General features: G+C 62.7%; 11 protein-coding genes. 9 read left to right on the top strand and 2 right to left on the bottom strand.

From position 1 onward, the window contains the following. Positions 1-16: 16 nt before the first annotated feature. The 8 genes from betB (at position 17) to yccS (ending at position 13,402) form a co-directional block, all read left to right on the top strand. Entirely contained in the window at positions 17-1,489 is a 1,473-nt protein-coding gene (betB, locus tag J3P81_RS01975) for a betaine-aldehyde dehydrogenase (protein ID WP_420764963.1), read from the top strand. A gap of 218 nt (positions 1,490-1,707) precedes the next feature. Continuing rightward, a complete protein-coding gene (gene betA, locus J3P81_RS01970) occupies positions 1,708-3,411 on the top strand; it encodes a choline dehydrogenase (protein WP_420764964.1) in 1,704 nt (567 codons plus the stop codon). A 255-nt stretch (positions 3,412-3,666) separates the two neighbouring features. Beyond that, positions 3,667-5,109 (top strand): TldD/PmbA family protein, encoded by a 1,443-nt coding sequence (locus J3P81_RS01965; RefSeq protein WP_434561883.1) that lies wholly within the window; start codon positions 3,667-3,669, stop codon positions 5,107-5,109. Next, positions 5,109-6,446 (top strand): TldD/PmbA family protein, encoded by a 1,338-nt coding sequence (locus J3P81_RS01960; protein WP_434561881.1) that lies wholly within the window; start codon positions 5,109-5,111, stop codon positions 6,444-6,446. The genes J3P81_RS01965 and J3P81_RS01960 overlap by 1 nt, the downstream gene beginning before the upstream one ends. Positions 6,447-6,620: 174 nt before the next feature. Then, positions 6,621-8,048, top strand: a complete 1,428-nt coding sequence (mdtD, locus tag J3P81_RS01955) for a multidrug transporter subunit MdtD (RefSeq protein WP_420764967.1) — start codon at positions 6,621-6,623, stop codon at positions 8,046-8,048. Between the two features lie 331 nt (positions 8,049-8,379). Beyond that, the gene (gene dbpA, locus J3P81_RS01950) at positions 8,380-9,717 is read left to right on the top strand and encodes an ATP-dependent RNA helicase DbpA (protein WP_420765169.1); all 1,338 of its coding nucleotides are present in this window, start codon (positions 8,380-8,382) and stop codon (positions 9,715-9,717) included. Between the two features lie 146 nt (positions 9,718-9,863). Beyond that, positions 9,864-11,042 (top strand): NAD(P)/FAD-dependent oxidoreductase, encoded by a 1,179-nt coding sequence (locus tag J3P81_RS01945; protein WP_434561879.1) that lies wholly within the window; start codon positions 9,864-9,866, stop codon positions 11,040-11,042. Positions 11,043-11,218: 176 nt separating this feature from the next. Next, on the top strand, positions 11,219-13,402 hold the full coding sequence (yccS, locus tag J3P81_RS01940; protein WP_434561877.1) for a YccS family putative transporter: 2,184 nt from the start codon (positions 11,219-11,221) through the stop codon (positions 13,400-13,402). Between the two features lie 67 nt (positions 13,403-13,469). Here yccS and J3P81_RS01935 read toward each other — a convergent pair whose 3' ends face one another. Next, on the bottom strand, positions 13,470-14,207 hold the full coding sequence (locus J3P81_RS01935; RefSeq protein WP_434561875.1) for a substrate-binding periplasmic protein: 738 nt from the start codon (positions 14,205-14,207) through the stop codon (positions 13,470-13,472). 261 nt (positions 14,208-14,468) lie between these two features. Here J3P81_RS01935 and J3P81_RS01930 point away from each other — a divergent pair, with 261 nt between their 5' ends. Then, on the top strand, positions 14,469-14,921 hold the full coding sequence (locus J3P81_RS01930) for a GNAT family N-acetyltransferase (protein WP_420764971.1): 453 nt from the start codon (positions 14,469-14,471) through the stop codon (positions 14,919-14,921). A gap of 99 nt (positions 14,922-15,020) precedes the next feature. Here J3P81_RS01930 and J3P81_RS01925 read toward each other — a convergent pair whose 3' ends face one another. Beyond that, positions 15,021-15,317, bottom strand: a complete 297-nt coding sequence (locus J3P81_RS01925; protein WP_420764972.1) for a winged helix-turn-helix domain-containing protein — start codon at positions 15,315-15,317, stop codon at positions 15,021-15,023. Between the last annotated feature and the right edge of the window lie 2 nt (positions 15,318-15,319).

Raw genomic sequence — 15,319 nt, 5'->3', positions numbered from 1 at the left:
CACTTGCGAGGACTTTATGGCCCGTTTCGAACTGCAAAAACTCTACATCGATGGCGCGTACAGCGATGCCAGCGGCGACGCCACTTTCGAAGCCATCAACCCGGCGAACGGTGAAGTACTCGCCCTGGTGCAGCGCGCAACGAAAGAAGACGTCGAGCGTGCCGTGGTCAGCGCCGAAAAAGGCCAGAAAGTCTGGGCGGCGATGACCGCCATGCAGCGCTCGCGCATCCTGCGTCGCGCCGTGGACATCCTGCGCGAACGCAACGATGAGCTCGCGGCCCTGGAAACCCTGGACACCGGCAAGGCCTATTCCGAAACCCGCTACGTCGACATCGTCACCGGCGCCGACGTGCTGGAATATTACGCAGGCCTGGTGCCCGCTATCGAAGGCGAACAGGTTCCGCTGCGCACCACGTCGTTCGTCTACACCCGCCGCGAGCCCCTGGGCGTCGTCGCCGGTATCGGCGCATGGAACTACCCGATCCAGATCGCCCTGTGGAAATCCGCCCCGGCCCTGGCCGCTGGCAACGCGATGATCTTCAAGCCCAGCGAAGTCACCTCGCTGACCACCCTGAAACTGGCCGAGATCTACACCGAAGCCGGCGTTCCAGCGGGCGTATTCAACGTGCTGACCGGCAGCGGCCGTGAAGTCGGCACCTGGCTGACCGAGCACCCGCGCATCGAGAAAATCTCCTTCACCGGCGGCACCGACACCGGCAAGAAGGTCATGGCCAGTGCCTCGAGCTCTTCGCTCAAGGACGTGACCATGGAGCTGGGCGGCAAGTCGCCGCTGATCATCTTCGACGACGCCGACCTGGACCGCGCCGCCGACACCGCGATGATGGCCAACTTCTACAGCTCCGGCCAAGTCTGCACCAACGGCACCCGGGTGTTCGTGCCGAGCCACCTGAAGGCTGCCTTCGAAGCCAAGATCGCCGAGCGCGTGGCGCGCATCCGCATCGGCAACCCGGAAGACGAGAACACCAACTTCGGCCCGCTGGTGAGCTTCGCCCACATGGAAAACGTGCTGGGCTACATCGATAAAGGCAAGGCCGAAGGCGCGCGCCTGCTGTGCGGCGGCGGTCGCCTGACAGAAGGCGAACTGGCCAAGGGCGCGTTCGTGGCCCCGACCGTGTTCACCGATTGCACCGATGACATGACCATCGTGCGTGAAGAAATCTTCGGCCCGGTGATGAGCATCCTCACCTACGAAACCGAAGAAGAAGTGATCCGCCGCGCCAACGATACCGACTTCGGCCTGGCCGCCGGTGTCGTGACCCGCGACCTGAACCGCGCGCACCGCGTGATCCACCAGCTCGAAGCGGGCATCTGCTGGATCAACGCCTGGGGCGAATCGGCGGCGGAAATGCCGGTCGGTGGCTACAAGCAATCGGGCGTGGGCCGGGAGAATGGGATCAGCTCGCTGACCAACTACACGCGCATCAAGTCGGTGCAGGTCGAAATGGGCGATTACACGTCGGTGTTCTGATCTGAGACCGAGCCTGAGGCCGGGGCCCTTGTGGCGAGGGAGCTTGCTCCCGCTGGGCCGCGAAGCGGCCCCGACCCAGCTCCCAGGTTCATCCAGACAGAACACGGTCGCCCTGTTTGCGACTGCTGCGCAGCCGAGCGGGAGCAAGCTCCCTCGCCACAGAAAATGTGGCACTCGATACCCGCGACCTGAACCAACTCCAAAAGAGGGTACATTTCATGTCCCAAGAATTCGATTACATCATCATCGGTGCCGGCTCGGCCGGTAACACCCTGGCTACCCGCCTGACCGAAGACGAAGGCGTTACCGTCTTGCTGCTCGAAGCCGGCGGCCCGGACTATCGCCTCGACTTCCGTACCCAGATGCCCGCCGCCCTGGCATTTCCTCTCCAGGGTCGCCGCTACAACTGGGCCTACGAGACCGATCCGGAGCCGCACATGAACGGCCGTCGCATGGAATGCGGTCGCGGCAAGGGCCTGGGTGGTTCTTCGCTGATCAACGGCATGTGCTACATCCGCGGTAACGCGCTGGACTACGACAACTGGGCCAAGCTGCCCGGCCTGGAAGACTGGACCTACCTCGATTGCCTACCGTATTTCCGTAAAGCCGAAACCCGAGATATCGGCCCGAACGACTACCATGGCGGCGACGGCCCGGTCAGTGTGACCACGCCCAAGCCTGGCAACAATCCGCTGTTCCACGCCATGGTCGAAGCCGGCGTTCAGGCCGGTTACCCGCGTACCGAGGACCTCAACGGTTTCCAGCAGGAAGGTTTCGGCCCGATGGACCGTACCGTCACGCCCAATGGCCGTCGCGCCAGTACCGCGCGCGGTTACCTGGACGTCGCCAAGAAGCGCTCGACGCTGACCATCGTCACCCACGCCCTGACCGACAAGATCCTCTTCGAAGGCAAACGCGCGGTCGGCGTGCGTTACCTGGTGGGCGCCGCCGAAGAACGCGTCGAGGCCCGGGCGCGCAAGGAAGTGCTGCTGTGCTCCGGCGCCATCGCCTCGCCGCAGATCCTGCAACGCTCCGGCGTTGGCCCTGCCAAGCTGCTGGAAAACCTCGACATCCCGGTGGTCCACGACCTGCCGGGCGTTGGTGAAAACCTGCAGGACCACCTTGAGCTGTACCTGCAATACGCCTGCACTCAACCGGTCTCGCTGTACCCGTCGCTGCTCTGGTACAACCAGCCGGCGATCGGTGCCGAGTGGCTGTTCAACGGCACCGGTATCGGCGCCAGCAACCAGTTCGAGGCCGGCGGCTTCATTCGTACCCGCCCCGAGTTCGATTGGCCGAACATCCAGTACCACTTCCTGCCGGTGGCGATTAACTACAACGGCAGCAACGGCGTGAAAGAGCACGGTTTCCAGGCGCACATGGGCTCCATGCGTTCGCCAAGCCGTGGCCGGATCCAGGCCAAGTCCAAGGACCCGCGCCAGCACCCGAGCATCCTGTTCAACTACATGGCCACCGAGCAGGACTGGCAGGAATTTCGCGACGGCATCCGCCTGACCCGCGAGATCATGCAGCAGCCGGCACTCGATCCGTTCCGTGGTCGCGAAATCAGCCCGGGCATCGAGGTGCAGACGGACGAGCAATTGGACCAGTTCATCCGTGAGCACGCCGAAACCGCGTTCCACCCATCCTGCTCGTGCAAGATGGGCACCGATGATATGGCCGTGGTGGATGGCGAAGGCCGCGTGCACGGCATGGAAGGGTTGCGCGTGGTCGACGCCTCGATCATGCCGATCATCACCACCGGCAACCTGAACGCGCCGACGATCATGATCGCCGAGAAAATCGCCGACAAGATCCGCGGCCGCAAGCCTTTGCCGCGCAGCACCGCACCCTACTACGTCGCCGGCGACGCGCCGGTGCGCGGCAAGCCGTTGCGTGAAGTGGCGACGGCCGCGCAGTAAGACTCCAGACCGCGGCGCGGCCTTCGTCGGATCGCCGCCCGGAGCAAGCTCGCTCCCACAGGGGATTGGCGGTGAACACAGATTTTGTGACTACCAAAGATCCACTGTGGGAGCGAGCTTGCTCGCGATGACGTCCGACCTGACACCGCAAATACCCATCTGCCTTGATCCCTCCCCCGCCCCAGGCCTACTCTAGAGCCGCCCGCGCCAATGCGCCGCACCTCGCAGCACCGCCACTCCAGACAAGGAGGTTCCATGTTCGACTTCCAACCCCAGCTCAAGCAGCGTTTTGCTGCCTTGCGCACGGGCGCTGAGTTCTTTTCCCTGCGTTACGTACGCGAGTCCGGCCAACACTTGTCGGTGCGCAAGAACGTCGCCGAACCTCCGAGCCTGAGCCACGACGAAGGTGCGATGCTCACCGTGCGGGTCAACGGTGTCGAGGCGTATGCCGCCACCAATGATTTGTCCCAGACCGGCCTGCAAGCGGCGCTGGAGCGGGCCGAGCAATACGCTCGCCAGCTCAAGCCCCACGCCCTGCTGGACCTGCGCGACCAACCGGTGTCCAGCGACCGCGCCGACTACTTCTCGCCGCATTTCGACCAGGCCTTCCCGCCCCTGAGCGATTGCTACCAATTGCTCGGCGACGAATCGGCCGCGGTGCCCGCCGACGAACGCCTGGTGAACTGGCAGGCCAGCATCGGCCTGACCCAGGTCGAGCAGATCTACCTCAACAACGCCGGCGCTGAACTGCGCCAGGCCCAACGCTTCATCTACCCGGCCCTGGACGTCACCGCCTTCGACGGCAACGACAGCCAGACCCGCACTCTGGGCCGGGAAAATTTCGGCCAGCAAGGCGGTTTCGATGTGATCAGCCGTTGCGGCCTGATCGGCGCCGGTCCAAGGATCGCCGACCAGGCCCTGCAATTGCTCATGGCGCCCAACACCCCCCAAGGTCCCCGCGACCTGCTGTTGATGCCCGACCAGATGATGTTGCAGATCCACGAGTCCATCGGCCATCCGCTGGAACTGGACCGCATCCTTGGCGACGAGCGCAATTACGCCGGCACCAGCTTCGTCAAGACCAGTGATTTCGGCCACCTTCAATACGGCTCCAGCCTGTTGAACGTGACCTTCGATCCGGACATTCCCGAGGAGTTGGCCAGTTACAGCCATGACGACGACGGCACCGCCGCCAGCAAGCAGTTCCTGATTCGCGAAGGCCTGTTGCTGCGCCCATTGGGCGGCGCGCTGTCGCAGTTCCGCGCCGGCCTCGACGGTGTTGCCAACAGCCGCGCCTGCGGTTGGAATCGTCCGCCCATCGACCGCATGGCAAACCTGAACATCGAGCCCGGCGACCAATCCCTGGAGCAGTTGATCCAAGGCATCGAGCATGGCGTGCTGATGCGCACCAACCGCTCCTGGTCCATTGACGACGCCCGCAACAAATTCCAGTTCGGCTGCGAATGGGGCCAGTTGATCGAGAACGGTGAGCTCAAGGGCGTAGTGAAGAACCCCAACTACCGGGGCATCTCCGCGCAGTTCTGGAAGAGCCTGCGGGCCGTGGGCGACGCCAGCACTTCCCAAGTGCTTGGCACACCGAATTGCGGCAAGGGCGAACCGAACCAGGTCATCCGCGTTGGCCATGCGTCGCCGGCCTGTGTGTTCAGCAACGTGGACGTGTTTGGGGGGGATGCCTGATGAGCACCGTCAATAATCAAGCTGGGGCGTTCAAAGCACTGGTCGATTGGTTGCGCGACGCGTTGCGCGAACCTGAGCAATTCACCCTCGGCTACGCCGCCGAGTCGTCGGCCTTCGTGCGCTTCAACCACGGCAAGGTCCGTCAGGCCGGCCAGGTGCAACAGGCCAACGTCAGTTTCAAGTTGATCAATGACGGCCGTCATGCCGACCTGCAGATCACCTTGTCCGGCAACACCGAGACCGACCTGCGACGCTTGGCCGACGGGTTGCAACAGTTGCGCGAGACGTTGCCGCTGCTGCCAGCCGATCCCTACCTGCTGCTCAACCACAACCATTGGCAGAGCAACAACGTGCAGGACCATCCCCTGCCGGACACCGAGCAAGCCGTCGCTGAAATCAGCCGTGCCGCCGAGGGCCTGGACTTGGTCGGCTTTTACGCCGCAGGCCCCATCAGTCGTGGCTTCGCCAGTTCCTCGGGAGCGTTCGGCTGGCATCAGGCCAACAGTTTCAACTTCGACTTCAGCTTGTTCCATGAAAACGGCCAGGCCGTGAAGGCCAGCTACGCGGGACACGCCTGGAGCAGCGAAGGATTCGCCCAACGTTTCGAGCAGGCACGCCAGCAGCTGCAATTCCTCGGCCTGCCCCTACGTACGCTGCCGCCGGGCGAATACCGCGCCTACCTGGCGCCGGCCGCGCTGGAAGAAATCATGGGCATGCTCAGTTGGGGCGGATTCTCGGCCCGGGCGATCGCCAGCAAGCAAAGCCCGTTGCAGAAATTCTACGCCGGCGAAGTCCACTTCAGTCCCAACGTGTGGTTGACGGAGCAGGTCAGCGGCTCATTGAGCCCGGCATTTTCCGACGAAGGTTATCCCCGCGATGACCTGGGGCTGATCGCCAAGGGCATGGCCAACGCGCAACTGGTCAACTCCCGCAGCGCCGCCGAATACGGCCTCGCCGCCAACGGCGCCAGCAGCTATGAATACCCCACGGCGCTGGACATGCAGGGCGGGCAATTGGAACAGAAGTACATCCTCGAACAACTCGGCACCGGGCTGTACATCAGCAATCTCTGGTACCTGAACTACTCCGACCAACCGGCGGCGCGTCTGACCGGCATGACCCGCTTCGCCACGTTCTGGGTCGAGAACGGTCAGATCCAGGCGCCGGTGAGCACCATGCGCTTCGACGACAGCGTCTACAGTTTGCTCGGCTCGCAACTCGAAGCGCTGACCCGGGAGCGGGAACTTCTGCTTTCGGCCAGCACCTACAGCCAGCGGGCCACGGCCTCGATGTTGCTGCCGGGGGCGTTGGTCAAGAAGCTCACGTTGACGCTATAACACGCAGTGCCCCGTGGCGAGGGAGCTTGCTCCCGCTCGGCTGCGAAGCAGTCGTAATCCAGGCGACGCTATCTGTCAGGCACACCGTGTTCACCGGTTTGGGGGTGCTCCGCACCCCAGCGGGAGCAAGCTCCCTCGCCACAGGTAATTGTTTTATTTCACACGAGAGGTCCCATGCCCAACCGCGCTCCCCTCGACGCCGTCACCGCCCGCTGGCTTCCGTGGGTGGTGGCGATTGCCTTCTTCATGCAGTCCCTGGATGGCACCATCCTCAACACCGCCCTGCCCGCCATGGCCAGCGACCTGGCGGAAAACCCGCTGCGCATGCAAGGCGTGATCATTGCCTACATGCTCACCGTGGCCTTGCTGATCCCGGCCTCGGGCTGGATTGCCGACCGCTTCGGCACCAAGAAGATTTTCTTCGGCGCGATCCTGCTGTTCAGCTTCGGCTCGCTGCTGTGCGCCTTGTCTAACTCGTTGAGCATGTTGATCGGCGCACGGGTCGTCCAAGGCTTGGGCGGTGCGCTGATGTTGCCGGTGGGCCGGCTGGTGGTACTGCGGGCTTACCCGCGCTCGGAGCTGGTGCGAATCATGGGCTTCATCACCATCCCCGGGCTGCTCGGCCCGCTGATCGGCCCGACCATGGGCGGCTGGATGGTGGAGTACATGACCTGGCACTGGATTTTCCTCATCAATCTGCCGGTGGGCGTGGTCGGTTGTTACGCGGTATGGAAATTCATCCCGGACCTGCGCGGCACTGAGCGCACGCGCTTCGATGGCGTGGGCTTTCTGTTGTTCGGCGCGGCGATGGTGCTGATCACCGTCGCCATGGAGGGGCTGGGTGAACTGCACCTGCCGCACCTGCGGGTGATGCTGCTGCTGTTTGGCGGCATGGCTTGCCTGGCGGCTTACTGGGTGCGCGCCGGGCACGTCGAGAACGCGCTGTTTCCACCGTCGCTGTTCAAGACCCGGACCTTCGCGGTGGGCATCCTCGGCAACCTGTTCGCGCGCCTGGGCAGCGGTGCCCTGCCGTTCCTGGTGCCGTTGCTGTTGCAAGTCGCCCTGGGTTATTCACCGTCCCAGGCGGGGATGAGCATGCTGCCCCTGGCGGCCGCCGCGATGGTCGCCAAGTCCGTGGCCCGCCCGCTGATCGAACGCTTCGGCTATCGCATCGTCCTGACCGGCAATACCCTTGCCCTCGGCGTGATGCTGGCGAGCATGGGCTTGGTCAGCGAGCAAACACCGTACTGGCTGTTGCTGGCGCACCTGGCAGTGCTGGGAGCGATCAACTCGCTGCAATTCACCGCGATGAACACCGTGACCCTGATCGACCTGGACGACGCCAGCGCCAGCAGTGGCAACAGCCTGCTGTCGGTGGTGGCGCAACTGTCCCTGAGCCTGGGCGTGGCTTGTGCAGGTGCCCTGCTGGGAGGCTTTACCGCCCAGGTCGGCAACGACGGTGTGGACACGGTGCTGGGCGCCTTTCAATTGACTTTTGTGACGGTGGGGATCATGGCGATGCTGGCGGCGACGATCTTTTCCCAGCTGTCGAAGCAGGATGGGCGACGGGTCAAGCGGCCGGATGAGCATATCGAGCACTAGATAGGACTCGAACGGTTTTAAGGCTTCAGGGCTTTTGTGGCGAGGGAGCTTGCTCCCGCTCGGCTGCGCAGCAGTCGCAATCCAGGCAATGCGAACTTTCAGGTGCACCGTGTTGGCCGGTTTGGGGCCGGTTTGGGGCCGCTTCGCGCCCCAGCGGGAGCAAGCTCCCTCGCCACGGGGAATTCGCCCACTTCAGAACTGCGCCACAGCTCGTCCAGATCTTTCGAAGAAAGTGGCACGAGGCTGCTACACTGCGCGACATTTTGTTTTGCAGGCCCGTCCCGTGACCACCATCGCCACCGCTTTTAATACTTTGCCGTTGTCCGCCGCCATGCTGGCTAACCTCGAATCACTCGGTTATGCCCAGATGACGCCGATCCAGGCGCAAAGCTTGCCGGTGATCCTCAAGGGCATGGACCTGATCGCCCAGGCCAAGACCGGCAGTGGCAAGACCGCGGCCTTCGGCATCGGCCTGCTGAACCCGATCAACCCACGCTATTTCGGCTGCCAGGCCCTGGTGATGTGCCCGACCCGCGAGCTGGCCGACCAGGTCGCCAAGGAAATCCGCCGCCTGGCCCGCGCCGAAGATAACATCAAGGTCCTGACTCTGTGCGGCGGCGTGTCCTTCGGCCCGCAGATCGCCTCCCTCGAACACGGCGCCCACATCATCGTCGGCACGCCAGGGCGTATCCAACAGCACCTGCGCAAGGGTTCGCTGGTGCTCGATGGCCTCAACACACTGATTCTCGACGAAGCCGACCGCATGCTCGACATGGGCTTCTACGACGCCATCGAAGACATCATCCAGCAGACCCCGGAACGCCGCCAGACGCTGTTGTTCTCCGCGACCTACCCGGTGGGCATCAAGCAACTTGCTTCCAAATTCATGCGCGACCCGCAGCAGGTGAAGGCCGAAGCGCTGCACTCCGACGCGCAGATCGAACAGCGGTTCTACGAGATTTCTCCCGAGGAGCGCATGGACGCGGTGGTCAAGGTCCTGGCGCATTTCCGTCCGGCGTCTTGCGTGGCGTTCTGCTTCACCAAGCAGCAGGTCCAGGAAACCGTCGATCATCTGACGGCCAAGGGCATCTCCGCCGTCGGCCTGCACGGCGACCTGGAACAGCGCGACCGCGACCAGGTGCTGGCAATGTTCGCCAACCGCAGCACCTCGGTGCTGGTGGCCACCGACGTCGCGGCCCGCGGCCTGGACATCGATGCCCTGGACATGGTGATCAACGTCGAACTGGCAAGGGATTCGGAAATCCATATTCACCGCGTCGGCCGCACCGGTCGCGCCGGTGAGAAAGGCATCGCCATCAGCCTCGTGGCGCCCTCCGAAGCCCATCGCGCCCAGGCCATCGAGCAACTGCAGAAATCGCCGTTGAACTGGGACCAACTGGACAACCTCAAGCCTCAGGGAGGCGGCCCGTTGCTGCCGGCCATGAGCACCCTGTGCATCGGCGCCGGGCGCAAGGACAAAGTCCGCCCCGGTGACATCCTAGGCGCCCTGACCGGCGAGGCCGGCATCCCCGGCGCCCAGGTCGGCAAGATCGCAATCTTCGATTTCCAGGCCTATGTGGCCGTGGAACGCGGGATCGCCAAACAGGCGCTGCAACGCCTGAACGATGGCAAGATCAAGGGTCGGTCGTTGCGGGTGCGGATCCTCTGACCGATAGACAGAGATCAAACTGTGGGAGCGAGCTTGCTCGCGATGAGGCCGGTACATTCAACATTGATGTTGTCTGACAGTCCGCCATCGCGAGCAAGCTCGCTCCCACACTGGGTTTTGTGGCGACACATTTAGAGGACACCGTTTTGCGCTCTACCGAAGTCGTGATCATTGGCGCTGGCGCCGCGGGGTTGATGTGTGCGCTCACCGCTACCGCGCGCGGGCGCCAGGTGATGTTGCTGGACCACGCCAACAAGGCTGGCAAGAAAATCCTCATGTCGGGCGGTGGACGCTGCAATTTCACCAACATGTATACCGAGCCGGGCAATTTCCTTTCCCAGAACCCGCACTTCTGCAAGTCGGCCCTGGCCCGCTACACCCAGTGGGATTTCATCGCCCTGGTGGCCAAGCACGGTGTGCCCTATCACGAAAAAAAACTCGGTCAGTTGTTCTGCGACAACAAGTCCAGCGACATCCTTGGCCTGCTGCTGGATGAATGCGATCAGGCCGGCGTCAATCTGCACCTGGACACCTCCATCGAGCAGATCGAAAAGACCGACGGCGGCTACCAGTTGCAGACCACCCTCGGACCGATCGCCTGCCAGTCCCTGGTGATCGCCACCGGCGGGCTATCGATCCCGACCCTGGGCGCGACCGGTTTCGGTTATCAAGTCGCGAAGCAGTTCGGCCATCAACTGCTGCCGACCCGCGCCGGGTTGGTGCCGTTCACCATTACCGATCAACTCAAGGCCCTGTGTACCGAACTGTCGGGCACCTCGGTGGATTGCCTGGTGAGCTGCAACGACCAGAGTTTTCGCGAAAACATCCTGTTCACCCACCGCGGCCTGAGCGGTCCGGCGATCCTGCAGATTTCATCATTCTGGGAGCCAGGGGACACGGTGCAGATCAACTTGCTGCCCGACCATGACGTGCCGCAATGGCTGCAACAGCAACAAGCCGAACGCCCCAACAGCGAGCTGAAGACCTTGCTGGGCGAGCTGTTCACCAAGAAAATGGCCAACCTGCTGGCGGACACCTGGTTCGTCTCCAAACCCATGAAGCAATACACCCACGCGGAGCTCGCCGACATCGCCGAAAAACTGGCGAGCTGGAACGTGGTGCCCGCCGGCACCGAAGGCTACCGCACCGCCGAAGTCACCCTGGGTGGCGTCGATACGCGGGAAGTCTCGTCCAAGACCATGGAATCGTTGAAAAGCCCTGGCCTGTATTTCATTGGCGAAGTGCTGGACGTCACCGGGCACCTGGGCGGGTTCAACTTCCAGTGGGCATGGGCGTCAGGGTATGCGGCGGCGCAGTACGTCTGATTCTCACCGAGGTGGAGCCTGCTTTTGTGGCGAGGGAGCAAGCTCCCTCGCCACAGGGTAAAGGTGTGTCCTTGGCATGCAGGAACACTTTTTGCTGCCAGATGTGATCGCCGCCATTGCATCGGCGTCATTACTGCCTCAATTTAGCGTCATTGCCCGTCAGGCCCTTGCACTTCATGTCATCGACCTCGTTTAGCCAGTCACTGCGTCGCCTTTGGGCGTTGGACAAGTTCAGTTATAGCGTGCGGGTGTTCATCGCCCTGACCGGCAGCATGGGGCTGTGCTGGTACCTGGACGAGATGGCGCTGCTGATTCCCCTGTTTTTGGGCATCATCGCCAGCGCCCTGGCCGAAACCGACGACAGCTGGCAAGGCCGCCTCAACGCGCTCGCGGTGACGCTGGTGTGCTTCAGCGTCGCCGCGCTGTCGGTGGAATTGCTGTTCCCCTACCCCATCCTGTTCATCGTTGCCCTGGCCCTGGCGGCATTCGGCCTGACCATGCTCGGCGCCCTGGGCGAGCGGTATGGCGCCATTGCTTCGGCGACTCTGATCCTGTCGGTCTATACCATGATCGGCGTGGACCAACGCGGTGGCGCGGTCACGGATTTCTGGCATGAACCCTTGCTTCTGGTGGCGGGCGCCGCATGGTACGGCCTGCTCTCGGTGGTGTGGCACGCGCTGTTTTCGAACCAGCCGGTGCAGCAGAGCCTGGCGCGACTTTTCCGTGAACTAGGGCGTTACCTCAAGCTCAAGTCGTCGTTGCTCGAACCGGTCCGACAATTGGACGTCGAGGCACGACGCCTGGAACTGGCCCAGCAGAACGGCCGGGTGGTCGCTGCGCTCAACAGCGCGAAGGAAATCATCCTGCACCGCGTCGGCAATGGCCGGCCGGGCTCGAAAGTCAGCCGCTACCTGAAACTCTATTTCCTCGCCCAGGACATCCACGAACGCGCGAGCTCGTCCCACTACCCCTATAACGCCCTGGCCGAGGCCTTCTTCCACAGCGATGTGCTGTTCCGTTGCCAGCGTCTGCTGCGCCAGCAAGGCAAGGCCTGCCAGGCATTGGCCGAGTCGATCCAGCTACGCCAACCGTTCGTCTACGACGACAGCTTCGCCGAAGCCTTGAATGACCTGCATGCGTCCCTTGAACACCTACGCATCCAGAGCAACCCGGCCTGGCGTGGCTTGCTGCGCTCGCTGCGGGCGCTGTCGGTGAACCTGGGCACGATGGACCGCCTGCTCAGTGATGCGAGCAACCCCGACGCCCTGGCCGATGCCTCCGACAGCAGCCTCCTCGACCGCTCGCCGCGCAACCTCAAGGACGTCTGGCTGCGCCTGCGCACACAGCTCACGCCCACTTCGCTGTTGTTTCGTCACGCCCTGCGCTTGCCCCTGGCCCTGAGCGTCGGCTACGCCATGGTGCATCTGATCCACCCTTCCCAGGGCTACTGGATCATCCTCACCACATTGTTCGTCTGCCAACCCAATTACGGTGCCACCCGGCGCAAGCTCGGCCAGCGTATCATCGGCACCGCCATCGGCCTGACGGTGGCCTGGGCGCTGTTCGACCTGTTTCCCAACCCGCTGGTGCAATCGTGCTTCGCCATCGTCGCCGGAGTGGTGTTCTTCACCAACCGCACCACCCGCTATACCCTGGCCACCGCCGCCATCACGATCATGGTGCTGTTCTGCTTCAACCAGGTCGGGGACGGCTATGGACTGCTTCTGCCACGGTTGTTCGATACCCTGCTGGGCAGCCTGATCGCCGGGCTGGCGGTTTTCCTGTTCCTGCCCGACTGGCAAGGGCGGCGGCTGAACAAAGTCCTCGCCAATACGCTGACCTGCAACAGCATCTATCTGCGCCAGATCATGCAGCAATACGCGGCCGGCAAGCGCGACGACCTGGCCTATCGCCTGGCCCGACGCAACGCCCATAACGCCGACGCGGCGCTGTCCACGACGCTGGCGAACATGCTGATGGAGCCCGGGCACTTCCGTAAGGAAGCCGATGTCGGGTTCCGCTTCCTGGTGCTCTCCCATACCCTGCTCAGCTACCTGTCGGGCCTGGGCGCACACCGGGGCACGGAGTTGCCCACGAACGTGCGCGAGTACCTGATCGACGGCGCGGGGGTGAAACTGGCCACCAGCATCGACGAAATCGCCCAAGGCCTGGCGAGCAAGCAGCCGATTGCAATCCAGAGCGACGAGGAAGAAACCCTCGCCAGCGAGCTTGAGCAGATGCCCGATGAAATCGACGAAGGCCAGCGCCTGGTGCAGACGCAACTGGCATTGATCTGCCGCCAGTTGGGGCCGTTGCGCACCTTGGCGGCGCATTTGATCAAGGACACCAGTGAGGCTTGAGTGTTGCGGTGGCCAAACCAGCCCCTTCGCGAGCCTGCTCGCGAAGGAGATCAGCCACGCTGCGGTCTCACATCCCGTGCGCCTTCAATAGCCGCTGATAACTCCCATCGGCCTTCATCGCCGCAATCTCGCGATCGAAACCGGCCACGATCCGCTCATGCTCGGGGGTCTTCAGGCTGACCAGGATGTGCAGGCTGTTCTCGCTCAGGGGCTTGGGCAGGAATTCCACGGCATTGCGCACCTTGGGGGATTCTCGAGCCAGGTAGTAACGGGCGACGTATTCGTCTTCCAGGGTCAGCTTCACCCGGTCGGCGGCCACCATGCGCACGGCCATCGCGAAGTTATGCACAGGGACCTTCTGCATCTGCCCGTCCTCGTCGAACGCCTTGGCATAGGCGTAGCCGCGCACCACGGCGACAGGAAAAGCGTAAAGCTGTTGCAGATTGTCGAATTCGATGGCCGCGTCCTTGCGCTTGATGAAGCGCACGCGATTGAGCAGGTATTCGGCCGAAAACTGGCCCACATGGGTGCGCTCTTCGGCATACCAGGCGTTGATCAACACGTCGTAGCGCCCTTCACTGATACCGAGCATCGCCCGGGCCCAGGGCACCTGCTCGAAGTCGCTGGCATAACCGGCCCGTGCCAGTGCAGTGGTGACGATATCGGTGGCCAAGCCGCCATTGATCAACGTCGAATCGGTGAAGGGCGGCCAGGCATCCGCGACCAGGCGCAACTTCTGCGCGCAGGCGTGGTGGCTCAGCAACAGCAATCCGACCAAAGCAAGAGCTCGATGCAATCGCGGCATGCCAAACATCCTTGACGGGTTCAAAGCCCGGTTTGTTTTTAGCCGAAACTCAAGGGAAGTCCTGAGACATCCGGTCCTAACGTTAGCTCATCGAAACCGCTGCGCAGTGCTCGAATAAAGATTACACAAAGAAGACGGGACCGCGACACATCCATGATGGCATTTTGGCCTTTTATCACAGTTTTTTCGTCTGATCGCAGAAGAGACTTCCGACGCAAGGGCGCCTAATATCGGCATCAGGTTCTCAAGGAAATTCAAAAAATGGATATCGACTGGGTCTGCAAACATCACAACGACCTGAACAAGGAACAGCTGTACGCCATCCTCAAACTGCGCGCCGAGGTGTTCGTCGTAGAGCAGAACTGTGCCTATCCGGATGTCGACGGACTGGACCTTGAGGGCGACACGTGCCACCTGATGGCTTGGCGCGACAACCATCTGGTCGCCTACCTGCGCTTGCTCGATCCACATTCGCAAAACAGCGATGTGGTGATTGGTCGGGTGGTTATCGCGCCCGAAGCACGAGGCCAGGGGTTGGGACACGCGCTGATGGAACACGCCCTCAAGCAGGCGGAAAAACACTGGCCAGGTACGTCGATTTCATTGTCGGCCCAGGCGCATCTGCAAGGTTATTATGGGCGATATGGGTTTGAGGCGGTGGGCGTGGAGTACCTGGAAGATGGGATTCCACATATCGGTATGCATCGTCCCTGAGGTCCGCTTCGCGAGCAGGCTCGCTCCCACCAAGGTTGCATTCAAATATGGGAGCGAGCTAGCTCCCGGCGGCGGTGCGACGATTGGGCCAGTAAAACTTCAGGGATACCCAAGCACCGCCTTGATCCGCTCGAGGTTCTGCTCGATCCACCGCCGATCAATCGCCCCCCAATCACGAATTCGATACTGCCCGGCATGGTTGCGCGCGCCTTGCTGCTGTTCGAACTCACAGATGATGTCCAGGTCCGCCAATGCCGCGACAGTATCCTGCGCGGTACGCCGTGGCATGCCGGTGGCCTCGGTGAGCGCGGGAATGTTGCTGGCCAGGTCGCTGTCGATCAGGTAAGCCACATACAGGCGACGATAGAAGCTGCTCTTGGTCTTGCTGACGTCCATCC

Source organism: Pseudomonas sp. R1-6 (assembly GCF_051132115.1).
GTDB lineage: Bacteria > Pseudomonadota > Gammaproteobacteria > Pseudomonadales > Pseudomonadaceae > Aquipseudomonas.
The sequence above is the reverse complement of the archived record's forward strand: the minus strand, read 5'-3'. Positions and strand labels throughout refer to the sequence as shown.